Below are 17212 nucleotides of genomic sequence, written 5' to 3'. Positions count from 1 at the left end.
CCCCCCCTCCCCGGCCGCACCAGACACCGGCGTGCAGACATCCTTCTCGAGAACGGGGAGCACATGCCCGTCGTCCTCAGACCGGACGGCGTGCCTGCGCTCATGCCCTGGCTCTGGATCGACCTCGACTTGCGCGAGAAAGACCTGCAGGCCGGTACCCTCGGCGCCTACGCCGCCGTTTCCTGCATCCTCGAGGACTGGTTCGCGCTGCGCGGTATCGACTGCACGGAGCGGTTGGGCATGCAGAAGCCGTTCGAGGACCGCGAAGCCCGGGACCTGCGGGACCACCTGCGTCGGCTCACGCCTACCGGATCGCGCCAGCGCCGCCATGCCATCGCCAAGCGAGACCGTCTCGTTGCGGCGGGACGCAGGGAGGTCGGTGAGGAACCCATCCGACTCCTGCCCGACATCGTGTCCCAGCCCGTCCTCAACCAGCGCATCTGCGTGGCCGCGAGCTACCTGCGCTGGCTCGACGACACCTTGTCCCGCATCGTCTTTCCCGATCCCGTGCGGCGGCGCTCGATCGTGCACGTCCTCGTCGATTTCGCCGAGCGTCTCGAGCGGCACCGTGTGCGTGCCCGCGAGGTCCGCCGCGAGGGCCTGAGCCTCGACCAGCAGAAGCTGCTCCTCGCCGCGATCCTACCCACGACCCCTCCCCTTCCTGCCGGCCGCAGCGCCTTCCGCCAGGACGTGCGGCATCGCAACTTCGCTCTCATTCTCCTTCTTGCCTCGACCGGCCTGCGCATCGGGGAGGCGCTGGGCCTCAAACTCGGCGACGTCCTCGTCGAAGGCGACCAAGTGAGAATCCGCGTCCGGCGTCGACCGGACGATCACCAGGATCCACGCAGGCGCCGCCCACAGGCGAAGACACTCGAGCGGACGCTCACCCTCCCCCATGTCGCCGCGATGGCGCTCCTCGATTGGCGCGATGTCCATCGCGTCGATGGAGACCGCTTCGGCGATGCACAGGCCTCGCCTTTCCTGTTCCTCGCCGCCATCCCTCGGAACGAGGCTGACCGGCGGCCGAGACCACTGACCCTCGGCGGTGCCGACAAGATCTTCCGCCAACTGCGCGACGAACTGCCCCCCGAAGCCGGGCATGTGACCGCCCATCGTCTCCGCCACAGCTGGATGGATCACCTCTGGTCGAGGCTGCGCGCCAAGGGCCCGCAGGATCCGTTCGTGCTCGACGTCATCAACTATGCCGCGGGTTGGCGCCCCGGGTCGCGGCAGGCCGAGGCCTACGCCCAACGGGCAGTTCGTGAGGCAGCCGACGACTTCGCTGCGATCTTCCAGAAGGATCTCGTATCGCTGCTGGACGCCGACCACGAATGACGATGAACTACGACGGAAACCCCACGCCTAGCGGTGATGCGTGGGACGAGCTTCCTTGGAAGAACGATGTCGTCATCCACGCACGGGATGGCGCCAGACACGATCTGACCGGAGACGTCTGGATCCTCGAAGATCCTGCTTGCATACGCCGGCTCGACTGGATCGCAACCTGCATTCCCGCCGGCCCCATCCTGGAAGCAGCGAAGGAGTTCGTCCGCCTGCGGATTGAGGAGCGCTCGTACGCGAGTGCCGACGGAGAGTTCCAAGCAATCCGGTGTGCCGCTGGCACTGCCGCCTTCGCCCTTGCAATGGCAACAATGGCCGGCGACCCTGACGCGCATCTCGGGACGGACATCGTGCTCGAAATGATTGACGGCGGCGTTGACCGGGTCCGCATCACCCGCTGGCGCTATTTCTACAGATGGGCGGCGAGGATGGATGACGCGATTCATCCACCCCGCCGCGGCTTCGACCGCAGAGTCGCGGCGGAACTCGACGCGATCGCGCTGGGCCGCCACAAACGCGAGATGCTCGCGGTTCTACGTTTCGATCCCTACGAGGGACCGCTGATCGACGTCGAACTGCAGGCCCTCGTGGCGGCGCTCTCCCACACGATCAAATCGGCGATGCTCGATCTGCGGGAGCGGGTCGCTCTGTGGCTCTGTCTGTCGCTGGGTACGAATGCCGGTCCGCTCGCTCTTCTGAGATCGTCCGACCTCGTGCGCCTGGGACCTGCCCATGCTCCCGAGGCGTACTTCCTCCGCATTCCGCGGCAGAAGAAGCAGGAGGACGAGTATGCCCGCAAGTCCTCCAAGCTGCGACGGCTGGAGCCCGTAGTCGGGCGTCTCGTTGCAGAGCTCGTGGATTGCAATCGAAAGAGAGGCGAAGCGGAGGCGATGCGCCGTGCGAGCTGGGCCATGCCGCTCTTCCTAGCTCCGTCCGCAAACGAGCAGCTTTCAAAAGGCGACAACAAGGCGTATACTATGCATCTCACGTCGACCGGGTTTTCAGAACTCGTTCGATCAGCCGCCGCGAAGCTCAAGGTAGTTTCGCCGCGGACAGGGGCGCTCCTGCACGTCAGGCCTCGCCGCCTGAGGCATACCTTCGCGACGAACCTCGCTCTGCTGGGCGTACCGGCATTCGCAATCGCTGAAGGTCTCGACCACTCCAGTTTGAATACGGTCGCGATCTACGTGGACAATGCGCGCGTTCTGCAGGAGCGGACGGATGCCGCCCTAGCCGAATACATGAACGGGCTGGTCGACGGCTTCCTGGGCCGGCTTCACCGCGACGAGGCCGCGGCAGGAGGCTCCGCCGCGGATCGCATTTATGCCGATCTGGGAGATCGCGGAATCGAGGCAGTCGGCACGTGCGGTTCGAAAGAAGAGTGTCGGCTCGCACCCCCCGTGTCCTGCTATACCTGCCGGTACTTCCGTCCCTGGCTCCACGCGCCGCACGACGGGGTCCTCGCCGCCATCGATGCGCGTGCCGACCGTCTGCGCGCGGCGGGAGCGACAGGTCGGCTTGTCGGGCTTCATGCCGATGCGGCCCGCGCCATCCGCAATCTTCTAAACGAAGTCGCGGCCACTCGAGCGACGGAAGAGGCCGCATCTCCATGAGCCGTTGGAACTCTCACGGGCGTCCGGCGCCGGTACGAGGCACCTCAGACCTCGAGCTCGGCCGCTTCAAACCGCGCGCAGGCCAAACGGAGGAAAACCTCCTTGGCCTCGTGGCCGAAGCGCGACGACTTCGGGTCTTCGGCGCGGACTTCGACTTCGATGCCGATGTGTGGTCGATACACGGGGAGGCTCGGATCCACTTCCGTCGCCTTGGCGAAGGTGGGCCGAAGGCCGCATTGCAACGCCCGCTGTTGACCTCCCCGTTCCGGGAATTCGCGAAGGCGATCGTGGTGCTGCGCGAACGTCGAAGCCGATCCGGCGCTTCGAAATACCACAATCTGATGAGCGCACTACGCCATCTCCACGACGCAGCCGAGGATGTCGGTCATCGGCCGACCGAACTCGAGACTCGGCATTTCCGCAAAGCGATCCTTGGCATGAGAGGAATTTCGGAGGCATCGAAATACCAGTATCAGCAGAATCTCGGACAGATCGCGAGGTGGATCAACCAGGCATGCATCGTCGAGCGACCTGTGAAGGTCGAAGCCATCGTGCGTCCGCCGACCGATCGGCTGAACATGGTCGAAGAACTGCGCGACCTCGCCGCCGACGGTGCGGATTCTCAGGATTCCGCCGGAGGAACGGAGGCGGATCAAGGAAAAGGGCACAAACTCCGCGGGGCGACGATCAGCGCCGACGTCTGGGATGCGCTCTTCGAGGTCCGCCGCATGATCCGCCGGGATGGCAGTGACGGAGACCGCCTACGCATGGCCGTCGTCGAACTGATGGCCGTCGGAGGATGGCGCATCGGCGAGATCCTGGCGATGGGGGCCGACTGCACGTTCCTCGACGGCCCCGATCCCAGGACCGCAAAACAGGTCGAAGTCGATCCGGCGCCCACGGAGGTATGGGTGCACTATCGCCTTTCCAAGGAGAAACGCCACCATACGAAGAGGATACCGGCTGCAGGTGTACCCGTCGTGATGGATGCGATCTGTGAGATCCGACGTATATCCGAGCCTGCGCGCGAGGTTGCTCGTTACATCGCCGAGACCGGACGCGCGCCTCGCCCTGAAGCATGGCGCGACCTCCCCTCGGATACACTTGTTCCTGCCGTGGAAATTTGCGCGCCGCTACGGATCAAAGACAGGCAGGGTGGGAAATGGCTCAGCGACAACGGCATCCCGGTAGTCAGGAAGGGGCGACGGGACTTCGCGAAGCTCGTTGATATTGATGCAGCCATCTTGCGGCTTCAGGACAAACCTCTCCCTGGCAGCAGCATCGCACTCCACGAACACCTCTGCATCATGCTCCGGCATAGTTGCTGGACAGGCCTTGGCCGCCAACCCAAACCGTACGCCGTCGAACTGCTGTCGATATTCCAGGTTCAGGATTTTCTATGCGGACGGAATGCCCCCAAAGTCGAAGCGGGGATACTTGCACGTCGGGGAAGCCGAGTAGGACCGGACGGTGCGGCACCTGAGCGCTCGAGGAGACTCGCTGGCGTCGAGAGCGTGTTCGAGCGGCTTCGCCCCCGACATCCGGATGGCACGGAGATGACGGACCGCGGTATGCCGGTGCGAATCCTGACCCATCAGTTTCGGCATGACATCTCGACGGCGATCATCAAAGGGGGCGGTGGCTACCTCGTTTTGAACGGGCTTCTCGGTCGGGAAAGGCTCGCAGCCAATCGATCGTACATCCATCTCACGACCGAGGAGATGCGCGCGGAGTTACAACGGAGATTGGGAGAAGGCGCCTTCATGGGCGCCTTAGCCCAGACGATAGACGATGCTCCTGAAATCGAGCGTGCCGAACTCCGCGAGGCCGCGATATCGACGCTCGTTTCGACGGACATTGGTCTGTGTCTGCATGACTGGTCAATTCTGCCCTGCCAGAATCATGCTGCGTGTGGAGCATGCCCGCACAACTTCATCCTGAAGGGCGATTCTGCTCAGCGCTCGGCGGCACAGGCGGCTCTGAGATCGCATCAGGCACTGGTCGCAGCTGCCGAAGGCGACACTGGATCGGCTGGCCACATGTCAAACCATACCCGCCACCACCGCAGGATGATCGTGGCGTTGCAGCAGACCATCGCCATTCACGACGATTCCTCGCTGCCCAGCGGCACCTTGATCCAAGTTGTTTCCGCCGCCTCCGGAACGCTCTTCGATCCGGCTGCGGGGCCATCGGCATGAAGAGAGGGTTAAAACCTATCTATCCGTCGCTCAAGCGGGGACGCCGACCAAGGCGCGAACATGTCTACGTTCCTGTTCCGCATCTGGGCCAGGAGCAGGTCGAGCGGATCGCGGCAGGCGTCGCGGCCAGCCGGGTAAGGCGCATGACGTGGGAGGTCGTCGGCGCGATCGCACGGCGTGAGACCGGCACGGCGTACAGCCGCCAGACGTTGAGTAAGAAGCCGGCTATCGTCGCTGCATACGAAGCTCGGAATACCAAGAAGATCGATTCCGACCGAAGCCGCCTTCGGCTTCGACCGGCCGAGGATCTAACAACGGTAGCTTCGCTACAAGCCCAGCTCACGGAGCGTGACAGGATCATCGCCGAGGCAAAGGTCAGGGTCGCAGGTCTCGAAACCGAGATCGACAACCTCAGATGCCGCCTGACCAGATGGATGTCAAATACTGTTCGACGAACGATGCTGACCGAAGAAGATCTCGATCAACCCATCCGCTACCTGCCCCGGCGATGATACTGCGTTCGCCGATGCGCATGCATGCGCGCCGCCACCGGCTTTGCTAGGACGTGACCGATCAGCGGCAAGCCGAGGTCATGCTGCGTTCTCAAAACGTGGAACTCGAAGCCCAAGTTGCGGTGCGCACGGCCGAGCGCGACGAGATCTGGCGCGTCTCCAGCGACCTCCTTTACGTCGCGACGCTCACGCTGCCGAATGCTGTCTCCAGGTTCCGGCCACGGCCTCTCGCCTCAGTCGCCGCCAGAGACCAAAACGGGTGCGAACAAGGCTGTTCATCGGTAGGGGGTACGGAACGTAGGCCATGGCGCCGGCGTTGCGACCATGTTACCCATTGGGTAATGAATCGGAGAACATTACCTTGCAGGTAACGGTTTTGGCCTATGGATCTCACCGTCAGGGGTAAGCGGCTGTGCAAGCAGCTTACCGACCCGAAGGAGATGGCCAAGGCCTTCGGTGACCGCGCGCGGCACATCCGGCTCCGGCTGGGTGTGCTGAGGCAAGCGAAAAGCCTGTCGGACGTCCCGACCGGCTCGCCGGACTACCGGCACATGCTGACGGGTGACCGGAAGGGCCAGTTCTCCGTCACCATCAAGGACAACTGGCGCATCGTCTTCGTGCCCGACCACGACCCGGTCCCGTCCCTGCCGGACGGCGGCGTCGACGTGGCGAGCGTCACAGCGGTCGAGATCGTCGAGGTCGTGGACTACCACGGGAAGTGAGCGTTGGAGGCGTGGACATGACGAGGAAGGAAGCCTTCGTCCCGCAATGGGCGACGCACCCCGGCGAGCACCTTGCCGAGTACATCGAGGAGCGCGGCTGGTCGCAGGCCGAGTTCGCGCGCCTGGCCGGCCTCACGCCGAAGCTCGTCAGCACGATCATCAACGGCACGAACCCGGTCACGCCGGAGACGGCCCTTCGGCTTGAGCACGTCCTCGGCTTGAAGGCCTACATCTGGACGGGGCTTCAGGCGGAATGGGACCTGTTCCAGGCCCGAGAGCGGGAGCGGGAGAGCGCCAAGCGGCAGGCCGACTGGCTGAAGCAGTTCCCGGTGAAAGAGTTGAAGGCATGCGGTCGGCTGCCCGACACGCGCGACATCGGCAGCCTGTTCGGCGAGATGCTGACGATGCTCGGCATCGGTACCGCGCAGGCCTACGATGCAAGGATCGGGTCGCTGGCGGTTCATCATCGCCGGGCGCGTTCCGCGACGGCTTCCCCGCACCACATGTACTGCTGGCTGATGCTCGGCGAGGAGCAGGCCCGACAGCGCGAGCTTCCGGCCTACGACGGCGAACGGTTCCTGCGGAGTTGCACCGAGATCCGGTCGCTGACGGTGCACAGTCCAGACGTCTTCGAGCCGCGCATGCTGGAGCTTTGCCACTCGGCAGGCGTCGCCCTGGTTTTCCAGAAGCCCTTGAGCAAGACCTGCGTCTTCGGTTCGGCGCGGTGGATGAACGAAGAGCGGCCGCTGATCCAGATGTCGCTGCGCATGAAGAGCAACGACCATTTCTGGTGGACCTTCTTCCACGAGGCCGCGCACATCGTCCTGCATCGCGGGAAGAATTTCGTCGACGACCAGAACGGCGAGGGCGACGGGGTGGAGGCCGAGGCCGACGCCTGGGCCGAGGAGGTGCTGGTCGGTCGGGAGCGGATCGAGTCCTTTGCCACGACATGTCCCTCGACCAGGCAGGAGGTTACCGCCTTCGCCGAGGAGGTCGGCCTGCATCCGGGCATCGTGGTCGGCATGCTGCAGCATCGTCGCGCCGTACCCTTCAATCACCTCAACGACTTGAAGGTGCGCTTCGCATGGGCGGACGAGGTTGCGCCGGCCTGACTGATGCGACCCGCCCGCGCGGCCAAGGCTTCGGATCGTCGATGGTGCGGGTCCGTGGTGTACACGTAAATGGCGAGGTACCGCCCAGCGATACGGCGTCGGGAAGTCTGGCGCGGTGTTCGGCGACCGTTCGCCGAATGGCCACACGTTCGGGGGGGGTTCATGACGCCGCAGGAGATCAAGGCCAAGGTCCAAGGCGCCTACGTGAAGGCGCTGGAGAACCGCTTCATGCAGCGGCATCGAAGCTCGGGCATCTACGACCTGTTCCGCGCGGTGAAGCTTTACGGCCGGGATGCCGGGGCCGATTTCGCGGGATACCAACCTGGGGCGGATCGTCAATGAGGCCGCCGAGATGGCAGGGTGCAAGGAAGCTTCCCTGGAGATGCAGGTCCACGGATGGGGCAAGGCAGCCCTCTACGGGATGGCGCAGGCGTTGCGCGACCTAACCTCCCTGAAGGCCGAAGTGAGCCGAACGACCGTTCGGCTGGTCTGGGCGGAGGCGAACCCGGGGCTGGTTTAGGAACAGCGGCGGCCCCTTCGACCCCTCATCCCTGTGCTTATGTGCTCCCAGGGCTTCCTGTGCCTCGACGGGGTCGGCCGCGGCCTTTCAAAGGGCTCGATGCCGAAGTCAGGCGCGAAGAACGTCAGTTGCCGGCTAACACGGAACAAAAACACCAACATCTAGATCGCACCCAGACTGCTAGCACCACATGCGGCCTGATCCCGGCACAGACCCTCCCTGACCGCGGCTGGAGCGATCAAGCGGCAATCCGCCGACCAGACATGCCCGCCCAAATGACAAGATTTCTTTGCAGCTGGACAAACGTTACTTCTGCAGCAGCTTGCTAGAGAGTTGAAGCGCGCCTGATTGGCCGAACACGTCGGCAAGATCCCTGTTCACCTCCGCCACGAAGCGGGCACTTCGGAAGTTAGTGTCGCTGCTCTGGGGTGCGTTGGTGACCAGCCTGCATCGCCAGAGATCGGCTGGGAGCGCCGTGAGCGCGGCGTCGCAGTCGATCCCGCGCCCCTGGCTGGTTGAGAGTTTGTTGCTCTTGAAGGTCAGCCAGTGGAAGCCCGCGATCACGTCGGCGGTGTGCGAGGGCTCGCCCGACCCGATCAACCTCGCGGGGAATCGCACCCTGTGGAAGGGCACGTTGTCCTTTCCCGGAAACTGGACGTACCGCGTGTCGGATGCGGCCTCGCCCCACCACGCCTGCCAACCCTCATCCTCCTCTATAAACTCTAGCGTTACGTTTCTTCAGATAAAAATCTTTCGCGGAGGGCCGGAAGAGGTGCGTCCGTGCACCGGTCGGCTTACGGGATTCAAGAGGATTTCTGATGAGTGTTGCTTTGGAAGCGTTATATTTGCTCGACCAGATTGTAAAAACGATTTCTTCGAATGGGGCGTCGCTAACGAAGACAAAAATAAGCCGCCTATTGGGCAGGGATCCTAAAGAACTAGTTGATGCCCTCGAGCACGGTTGCGAAAAAAAGATCCTAATATGGTCAGAAGGCAATTGGTATAATGTAAAAAAGGATTTTATCATTGCCGAGGATGCTTTTTATCCTGCAGCTGAGGCGGGGTTGAAAAGGCTTTGGCAAGATGAAAATTTTCATGACAATGAGTTTTTCATCGAAAACACCTCTCGGAAAGACTCGAAGATCGTTGGTCCTTGGACGCGTCCCGACCTCACGCTGATCTCTCATAAAAAATATCCGTGGACCATCGGCCGTGAATTCGACGTCGTAACTTTTGAAATTAAACGACCTGATAGCTGCAACGTGATTGCGGTCTTCGAGGCTCTGTCGCATGCATCTGCGGCAACTAAGGCTTATGCAGTATTTCCTGTTGACCATGCAACTTGGCGAAAAGATAACCCTGCGCAAGAGTCGCGTGTGATGGATGAGTGTTCCAAGCATGGCATTGGGCTGATCCTGATCGAGGATGTCTATGTTGCACCTCGAGCCGTCCACTTGATCAAGGCTCAGAAGCGCGAAATCGACCATGAACGGTGTAGCGATTTTCTTGGTGCAGTGATGTCCGAAAACGCGAAAAGTAGGCTGTCTGAGTGGAAATGATCGGCCACGCGTTAGCGGTTGTACTGGTGCGGGTGCAGCGTTTGCCTAACAGGCACGCTGCTACATCGCGTCGATTTCGTGCTTCTCACGCTCTTCAGCCTTGCGCTTGGTTCGCTCCGCGTTCCGATCAAAGGACTTCGGAGCCGATTGGGCGAGTTGAAAGTCTTAGCTAGGCTGTTGCGCGAACGCGGATCTTTCGGCTGCCTCCGTGGAGCGACGTGCGAGTTCGGGTCCTATGCGCTTCTGAAGGGCCCGCACGAGGTCTTTCCTGTGGCCCGCACAGACGCAGCCGCACGCAAGTGCTTCAGGAAACCGCGTATGTGTCATCTTCGCATGATCAGGCGCCAGAACATCGAGCCTGACCACGCCCAGGTACGCTTCGAGTCCATGACCACCGGCGTCATATCGTACAGGCTGCCATCCTTGATCTCCGGGTGGCCGTAGACAAAGCCGCGCATCACGCAGGGAGAGCCGGCAGGCACCCATCCACCAAGCATGCAAGGTGCGGCATCGAATTCACTCTGTGTCGGGCGTGTGCCCGCTCCGAGTTTTCGAAATAGTTGATGAGCTGCGATCAGAATGGCAGTCTGCGATGTTGGTCTCATGGATCTAGAGGCGTCCAAAGAAGCCGGGCGGACACCGACGCTCCGGCTGCAACGAACGTTGCCGCCTCGTAGGCCGTTTCGAAGCTTACCATTGTGGTGACGACAAGTAGACTCCCGTCGTCGATCGGCCGTAAAACGCCGAGATTCAGGAGTTCGGTCCTTCTGCGGGCTATCCATAGTGGTCTATCGCCCCCGTTAAGTATATGCGAGCCAGGAAGCAGTACCGTCTCTCTTCCGCGCATGGATGCCAAAGCATACGCTCCTCGAAATCTCATCTCATGTCGGCTCCACGAGGTGCCTTCTGCATCGACGCCGCGTGGGAACCCGGCGCATCGCATACTGATGGGGCGCTTCACAGGGGGCAGGAGACTGAACAGCCCCGGCAAAACCATGCAAAGGAATGGGCGGATGTCCTCCATGATGCGATCCGCTGCGGCAACGTCATGAAGGTTGCGAGTGTAGCGGTCCGCATCATGGCCATTCGCTATGCGCGCGCTCCCAACCTGTACGATCTCGTCGACGAACCGCCGTTGCAGGATCAGGCGGATCGTTTCGCTCATCACGCGAGGCCCGGTAACGGCCACTACGTCCGATACGAAGTCGAGTTCATCGTCGTTGGCGTGAGCGCCAAGCCTTTCCTGCAGCATGCCTCCCTCGCCGACGATGACTTGAGGCTTGGCGTCGGCGGCTGCGAGACCCATCAGGATATAGACACCAGGTCCGAGTAGAGCCGGCTGCTCCAGCATCGTATCGATTGACCAAATAGGACAGGCGAAAACAGTTGCATCCGAACCGACGAACTCGAACGAGATCACTCCGTCGTTCCGGCTTCCCTCGAGTAGGCCTCGGAACGGCCTTGCTCCCTCACCGACCATCATCGGATTCACACCCGCCAATCGCTACCTTGTAGCTCCGCATCTATGTCTTCGGTGACGGGCACCCTTCTGCATAGAAGGGCATCAGAGGACCTATCAAGAGCATCCCACCGTTTAGACAGCAACGCCTTCGCTCGTGCTGCGGTGTATCTATGGTTATACTCTGAGATCTGCCGGAGAAGACGCGCGCCCAGCTATTGTCCGAGCGCGATCTGAACATCGGGCTGGGTACGCTGTGGGCCTTCCTCACGCGTGCGATTGAAGAAGCCACCGGACGGGCGACACCGATCGCGGCTTACTGCCGCCCGTGACCGGCTTGGCTTGAAACAGGGGGCGAACACTCTGAGATCCGAAATGCTAGGCGATTACACTTTAGCAAAATTGGCGGTCCGTCGGGCTTTGCGGGACACGAACTCCGTAAGGGGAGTTCCCGCATAGGGTACTGAGGCCCGGTTCGAACTCCGGACGTATTCCGGGGCTCACCGCGGACCGAGACGATAGTATCTGGAATAGGTGCGCGCATAGCCCTTCTCCTCATCGCAGACGAAGACTGCACTCGTGCGGCAGATACGCCCTTCGGCGATATCGGGATGTCCCGAGACGACCCCGAGCAGATGCGGCACCGGCGCGATGACGATCCTCCATCCCGAGAGCGTCGGAGCATCCCGCAGCCGATCGGCGGACGGATGCTCGCCTCGCGCGATCGCGTCCAGGTCGTCAGCGAGCGCACGGTATTTGTGAGCGGCCGTTGCGAGACAGAGGGAGGGACTTGGTTCTCTGTTCAGGATGAACATCGATCACTCCGTCGCGGCGGCACCATCGGACGTGAGCTGGTATGCGCTATGGCTTCAGGTCGATACGACCCTCGTCACCGGCAGCCCGGTCGTCAGCCCGAGTCGTCCGGCTGTCGAAGGAGGCGCTGTCGATGGCGATCCCGGCTCGAGTAGTGCCGCAACTTCGTCGCGGGTCAGAGATCGTTGTTTCTGCAGCGCCTCAGCGATACGCACCAAGTCCGAACGGCGCGCTTTCAGAATGGCTTCAGCGTTGGCCAGCGCGCGGCGCAGGTCCTCCTCCACCGCTGTTCGCACAATCGAGGGAGGTCGCTCCGGATCGCATGTCGCCAAGCGATCTCCCAATCCCCATCGGCAATGAAGGTCGTTGCTGATTGCGGTGGCCTGCATCAGATCGGAGGCAGCACCAGCCGACGGTTCTCCGAACACGAGAACCTCAGCCGCGCGCCCCGCCATGATTACGGATAGGAGATCGTGCAGGGCATTCTTGGTGGCGATGCCATCGATTTCGACGGATGTCATGCCGCTGACCTGCGAAATCGAAGAGCGGAGTACGATCTCCGATACCTCCCGGCCTGTCGAATGGGCCACAATGGCGTGTCCACTTTCGTGGACGGCGGTCCTCCAATCTTGGCTGTACGCCGTCTTAGGCGCAGACGCACCAATCTCGTGTAGGAGGTCTCCCGGTTCGAGTGATCGACACTCGCGCCGGGCCTTAGCGCGAGCCCGGCGCACCCAGGCTGCGCAGTCGGCGCCGGTGCTACCCAAAGCATGGCGCGCAGCCAGCATGAGGTCGGCCCCGGCGAGGTCGCGGCCAAGGTGTTGGCGCAGGATCGCCGCGAGATCCGTCATCGAAGGTAGCGGGATGTCGATACGCCTGTCGAAGCGCCCCGAGCGGAGGATGGCCGGATCGATCCTATCGGGATGATTGGTGGTTCCGACCAGGACGACTCCCGCTCGGCCTCCATCGCCATCGAGACATTCGAGGAAGCCGTTGACCACTTGGACGGAATAGTCGCGGCTGTGATGCGCGAAGTGTCGGCGGTCGCCGAAGGAGTCGAGTTCGTCAATGAGGGCGACGCAAGGCGCTGTGCGCTTTGCGGTTTCGAAGAACTGACGCATAGCCTTCAGAGTGGTGCCGAGGTGCGCCTCGCCCGACGACTGCCACTGCGCGAGCGAACCTGCGAGCAGGGCCACGCCAGCCTGATCGGCAAGAAGCGCTGCGAACATCGTTTTACCCGTGCCCGGAGGGCCCGATAGCAGCACTCCAGGTTCACATTGGCACCAAGGAAGCTCGTTTCTAGCGAAGGCGGCGAGATCCTGAGCAGCTGCGATGCCCCATTCGGCGGCCGGCCCGTAGCCGACGCAATCCTGTAACCGCGTGCCCGTGCATTTGCGTCGGAGGTCTAGGCGCGACTCGACGAGGGTCCGTAGCCGTTCGATCGATCCGTCCGCTCCCCGAGCCCGGTGGACGGAGATCCGGAGATCGGCAGGCTCGATCTCCGCTGCGATCGCCTCCGACACCGACATGGTTGGCGGCACTCCGACGACCCGCTCGACGAGCAGTCTGATCGCTTCCGGATTAAAACGACCTAGGACGACCGTCTCCTCGCACGCCTTCAGGAGATCGGCAGGTAGGCCGGCGCGCGTCGACGTCGTGATGCCGATCAAAGGCCTATGGTCCCGGAAAGCCCCGTCGGTCTGTACGTCAGATTCCGAGGAGTAGCGGAAGCCGTTCCGCGCGGCGACGACGACTGCCCCCGCCCGTTCGAGTTCGACGTCCCCGCCCCCAGCGTCGCGACGGTCTCCTCGCCAGCCTGTTGTCGCGACCGGACGGAAACAGACCGCAGCGGCTTTCGCTGTCGGATCGATCCAATCGGCTGCGGTTGCCTCGACGACCACCACGGGGGCGCCGGAATCTAATCTCTCGAGCAACTCGGGAGCGGAGCGAAGCCCAGTTCCGAGGAGGATTGCGGCACCGACCATGTCCGGGCGGAGCTCGCCGCCGCGAACGGTGCCGACAGGCGGCGCTCCCCGTCTGTCATGCGGGGCGCAGCATTCTCCGTCCCGCGAACGGCTTTTGTCCGGAGAGCGCGGTTCCAGCCGGTCGAGCAGTCCGGCGATGATTGGATCCGGCTTCGCTCTGTGCCCACGATGCTCATCCTCGACCCCGGTCGACGTATGCTCAGTATGCTCTCCCTTCCACCGTGTCATGGCAGCGGCTCCTCGTCGGCCCGCTCGACGTCCACGAGGCCAGGGCGAGCTAGTTCGATCAGCATCAGGAGGATCCTGGTCGAATCGGATCGGCTTGGTTGTATTCCTCGCACTTGTGGCGGATGCCGCATGGGAGGGATCAACGCGCCCCCCGTTCCCCGACGAACCGCAGCGTCTAGAGCGTGGAGCACCGAGGCCCGACTGGTGCGGCATGTGGGCAGTCCGCCAAGAACGATGACTTGGCTAGCAGCATGCTGCCGAGGGGGCGACCGGAGGGCCGATAAGCGTTGCCGCCAGTGGGGTGAATCTAGGCATCGCACGGTGGTTCGGCGGCAAGCATCGCAGCCGACGAGCAGACATACGGGACCTTGTCCAGGCGGGCATAGTTCGAAGAGCTGAGACAGGGAATGGAATGGCGCAAATCCGACCCACGCTTCGCCCTGCCGAAAGCCAAGCGCGAAATTTCCGAATGGATCGCCGATGAGCGTGACCTCCAACATGGAGCGGCCGGGATGTTCCTCGCCTACCGGGCCCAAAACGCGCCGCCGGCCGCGCACCTCGTCGGCATGGCGCATGGCGAGGCGGGCAGCGGAAGCGGCGGTGATCGAACCTGCGTGCACGAGGAAAGTGAGCCGTCTGATCGTCCGGTCGGCGACCCCCGTTAGATCGGCGAGGCGGATCGATAGCTGTGCATCTACATCCATCGCCGTGCGGCGAGCGCGCACCTGCCTGGAGAGCGATTCTGTCAGATCGGCGACGCTTCGCGACCCAACAGCCACAGCGTCGGTTCGCCTCCGGCCACCGGGAAATTCGATGATGGTACCATGGTCGGTCATGGCTGCCTCCGTTGATGGCATTCGTCGTGGTGACGACGAAGCCGCTCTCTGCATCCCGGCCGGTGCGAAGACGGACCCCTAGGGATCCGTAGGCTGCTCCTGTACGAGGCTCTGGGGGGAGTATGTGTCGGTTCGTCCGAACCCAGCTTCCGCGAACGGCCATCCTGGAGACCGGAGGCGGACTAGACTATCGGCGCAAAGGGGAACTGAAAGGTCGATCTCGACGCGACCGCCGACCATCAGCCCGAAGATGCGCCCGTCCGCGAACGGACTCGCGAGCGCCGCCTCGCACTCCGCAAGCGAGGCTTCACCGCCCTGGGCAGACAGGAGGCGCGACAGAGTTGCTGCATCCCCCATGGCGGGTACTCGCATTGATTTAAGCATGCGTTCGGCATTGCGGAGGCGTGGTTGCAACTCCACGGCACCGGGATCCTCAACGACAACGTTTCGACCGGCGGCGAAGGCAGAGTCGGCTGCATGCGCCGTGCGTCTGCGTAGGTCGTTTCGACCCCAAGTACGGAAAGTCGGCACTACGATCGTGCAGGACTGACCGGAATGGCGGAAGCGTACGACTGCGACTGCTTCGGGCCCGATGCCGACCTGATCGAAGAAGCGCCGCGCGATCTCGTCGGGGCCGAGGCAGATGGCCCCGTGGGAGACCGCCACGGCGGAAGCCTCAAGGGCGAGGCGCTTTGCTACCCTGATTCCACGGGTTGTGCGCCAGGAGAGTGGCGTACGGTGCCGAACGCCGCGGGAACCGGGCGAAAGGGAGGGAGAAGACATGCGGAAGACTTGATCTCGACTGTCGTAGGACAGCCGCGCGCATGCGTGGGCTCATCGCGAGATTTACGCCACGCAGACCGCTATGCAGTCTGACATGCGTGTTCCTTCATCGAAGGAACGGAGAGCATCGTGCTACTTGACGATGCCGCATCACGGGCCGATCTTCAAGGACACGGAACTAATCCGATCCCGCCGGCCTGAAGAGGTTCGTTTTCGGCGCAAGATTTTTTGCGCCGAATCATCTGATCTTTGGTGATTACTATAATGCCCATAGTGCGCCATGCAAGTGAAAAATTTACAGAGCTAGCCCCGAGGCATTTTCGGGCTGCCAGGGCTCTTCTCGACTGGACTCAGGAGCATCTCGCACAGCGTGCAAAAGTCGTGAGGCGGACTATCGTAGCTGTCGAAACTGGACGGGGGCGATCGCAACCGCGGAAGGTGCAGGCTCTGCTGGATGCTTTCCGGAACGCAGGAGTCGAATTCAAGTTCGAACCCGGTGGTGCGATCAGCATCGTCGATGCGAGTAGGAAGCCGGAGGCTCACGCGCCGTCTGAAAAACGATGCCCCACCCCACCGGATGGCGTTGCGCGGGCGCGGGCGGATAATGAGAGCAGGGTAGTCTTGAATACGCGCGTTAGCGGCCGGTGTCGTTCCTCCTTATGAGTTGCCAAGGCTCCAGGTTCAGAGCTTTTGCCATTCGCTCCAGATTATCGATCGAGATATTCCGCTGGCCGCGCTCGACGCTACCGACATAGCTCCTGTCCAGCCCGCAGAGATCGCCGAAGGCTTCCTGACTGAGCCCCCTTTCAGTCCGGATTCGTCTGAGATTGGTCGCGAGGATGTCGCGGAGGGCGCCGGGATGAGTCCGTTTCACGCCGGCAGCGAAGTCGCGCGACAACAGGAAAGCGACGGACTTTAAGTACCATTCGACCGGCGTCCGACCGGAATGGCGTGAGCATCGGCAAATCGCGCGACGCCCATTCGGAATGCTCGCTCATTCCGAGCTGGACCGATCTCCGGATGCCGAACCGGGGTGTGGAGACTCCTGTTGTCTCCCGCTGAGAACTGCCACCCGAATCCGGTCATACGGCCGCGACGACCGCTGGCGCGACGGCGCTCCACGGTGGCGGGTCGGCTCGGCATCCGTCACCCCGGGTCGATGGTTCATCGAGGCGTCCCGGTGGGACGCGCGGTCTTGCGCGGGGAGGTCGTTCCAGGGGACGGACCGTCGCGTCGAGCGGGACGCCTGCTATCGACTGCGGACGTTTTTTCGCCGTCGCACGAGGCGTCGTCGTTCGCTTGCGCTGTGACGCCCTAGAAAACCGGCCATCGGCAAGGCTGCTGCGACCTGCGCCAGGGGTGCGGGCATCAAGGCGCAAGCGTCCATTCGAGACTTTGGCGCATGGGCCCGAGTTGCCGCGGCAGCGCCGTGCTGGCATCCGCACATCGGCGCCTTGCCCGAAACGCATTTCGTGAGCGCCTGGCAAAGCGCCGCGGGACGCGGAATCCATCCGTTTGTCCCGTCCGCCCC

The 17212-nt window shown here is 62.7% G+C and carries 16 protein-coding genes; 11 read left to right on the top strand and 5 right to left on the bottom strand.

Features of this window, described 5'->3' with window-relative positions; translation table 11 throughout:
* The first annotated feature begins 63 nt into the window (after nucleotides 1-63).
* From ASF53_RS21310 to ASF53_RS25980, 8 genes are all read left to right on the top strand, one after another.
* The gene (locus tag ASF53_RS21310; protein ID WP_056203438.1) at nucleotides 64-1335 is read left to right on the top strand and encodes a tyrosine-type recombinase/integrase; all 1272 of its coding nucleotides are present in this window, start codon (nucleotides 64-66) and stop codon (nucleotides 1333-1335) included.
* Nucleotides 1332-2954, top strand: a complete 1623-nt coding sequence (locus tag ASF53_RS21305) for a tyrosine-type recombinase/integrase (RefSeq protein ID WP_056203436.1) — start codon at nucleotides 1332-1334, stop codon at nucleotides 2952-2954. Before ASF53_RS21310 ends, ASF53_RS21305 begins: the two co-directional genes overlap by 4 nt.
* The gene (locus ASF53_RS25990; RefSeq protein ID WP_156635727.1) at nucleotides 2951-5152 is read left to right on the top strand and encodes a hypothetical protein; all 2202 of its coding nucleotides are present in this window, start codon (nucleotides 2951-2953) and stop codon (nucleotides 5150-5152) included. The genes ASF53_RS21305 and ASF53_RS25990 overlap by 4 nt, the downstream gene beginning before the upstream one ends.
* On the top strand, nucleotides 5149-5664 hold the full coding sequence (locus ASF53_RS25985; RefSeq protein WP_156635726.1) for a hypothetical protein: 516 nt from the start codon (nucleotides 5149-5151) through the stop codon (nucleotides 5662-5664). The genes ASF53_RS25990 and ASF53_RS25985 overlap by 4 nt, the downstream gene beginning before the upstream one ends.
* Before the next feature lie 383 nt (nucleotides 5665-6047).
* A complete protein-coding gene (locus ASF53_RS21285; RefSeq protein WP_056203425.1) occupies nucleotides 6048-6386 on the top strand; it encodes a type II toxin-antitoxin system RelE/ParE family toxin in 339 nt (112 codons plus the stop codon).
* A 17-nt stretch (nucleotides 6387-6403) separates the two neighbouring features.
* Nucleotides 6404-7498, top strand: a complete 1095-nt coding sequence (locus ASF53_RS21280; RefSeq protein WP_056203422.1) for a HigA family addiction module antitoxin — start codon at nucleotides 6404-6406, stop codon at nucleotides 7496-7498.
* A gap of 162 nt (nucleotides 7499-7660) precedes the next feature.
* Nucleotides 7661-7840, top strand: a complete 180-nt coding sequence (locus ASF53_RS21275; RefSeq protein WP_056203420.1) for a hypothetical protein — start codon at nucleotides 7661-7663, stop codon at nucleotides 7838-7840.
* Between the two features lie 40 nt (nucleotides 7841-7880).
* Nucleotides 7881-8018, top strand: a complete 138-nt coding sequence (locus ASF53_RS25980; protein WP_162242244.1) for a hypothetical protein — start codon at nucleotides 7881-7883, stop codon at nucleotides 8016-8018.
* Nucleotides 8019-8324: 306 nt separating this feature from the next.
* Here the strand turns inward: ASF53_RS25980 and ASF53_RS21270 are convergent, their stop codons facing one another.
* On the bottom strand, nucleotides 8325-8735 hold the full coding sequence (locus ASF53_RS21270; RefSeq protein WP_082482891.1) for a class I tRNA ligase family protein: 411 nt from the start codon (nucleotides 8733-8735) through the stop codon (nucleotides 8325-8327).
* A 101-nt stretch (nucleotides 8736-8836) separates the two neighbouring features.
* Between ASF53_RS21270 and ASF53_RS25975 the strand changes: the two genes are divergently transcribed.
* Nucleotides 8837-9577 (top strand): hypothetical protein, encoded by a 741-nt coding sequence (locus tag ASF53_RS25975; protein ID WP_156635722.1) that lies wholly within the window; start codon nucleotides 8837-8839, stop codon nucleotides 9575-9577.
* Nucleotides 9578-10178: 601 nt separating this feature from the next.
* Here ASF53_RS25975 and ASF53_RS25970 read toward each other — a convergent pair.
* From ASF53_RS25970 to ASF53_RS21255, 3 genes are all read right to left on the bottom strand, one after another.
* Nucleotides 10179-10997: a GIY-YIG nuclease family protein gene (locus ASF53_RS25970; protein WP_156635719.1), complete on the bottom strand. Its 819-nt coding sequence runs from the start codon at nucleotides 10995-10997 to the stop codon at nucleotides 10179-10181.
* 539 nt (nucleotides 10998-11536) lie between these two features.
* On the bottom strand, nucleotides 11537-11851 hold the full coding sequence (locus ASF53_RS21260) for a DUF6634 family protein (protein ID WP_056203413.1): 315 nt from the start codon (nucleotides 11849-11851) through the stop codon (nucleotides 11537-11539).
* Between the two features lie 54 nt (nucleotides 11852-11905).
* Nucleotides 11906-13750, bottom strand: coding sequence for an AAA family ATPase (locus ASF53_RS21255; RefSeq protein ID WP_162242243.1), 1845 nt, complete (start codon nucleotides 13748-13750; stop codon nucleotides 11906-11908).
* Between the two features lie 824 nt (nucleotides 13751-14574).
* Between ASF53_RS21255 and ASF53_RS26460 the strand changes: the two genes are divergently transcribed.
* Entirely contained in the window at nucleotides 14575-14727 is a 153-nt protein-coding gene (locus tag ASF53_RS26460) for a hypothetical protein (RefSeq protein WP_210168542.1), read from the top strand.
* A gap of 1218 nt (nucleotides 14728-15945) precedes the next feature.
* Entirely contained in the window at nucleotides 15946-16344 is a 399-nt protein-coding gene (locus ASF53_RS27040) for a helix-turn-helix transcriptional regulator (protein ID WP_082482887.1), read from the top strand.
* On the opposite strand, the gene ASF53_RS25345 is transcribed toward ASF53_RS27040, so the two are convergent.
* Nucleotides 16316-16579, bottom strand: coding sequence for a helix-turn-helix domain-containing protein (locus ASF53_RS25345; protein WP_286134599.1), 264 nt, complete (start codon nucleotides 16577-16579; stop codon nucleotides 16316-16318). The genes ASF53_RS27040 and ASF53_RS25345 overlap by 29 nt on opposite strands.
* Nucleotides 16580-17212 lie beyond the last annotated feature (633 nt).

The organism is Methylobacterium sp. Leaf123 (genome assembly GCF_001423405.1).
GTDB lineage: Bacteria > Pseudomonadota > Alphaproteobacteria > Rhizobiales > Beijerinckiaceae > Methylobacterium.
Note: the sequence above shows the minus strand (reverse complement) of the source record. Positions and strands in the feature narration are given on the sequence as shown.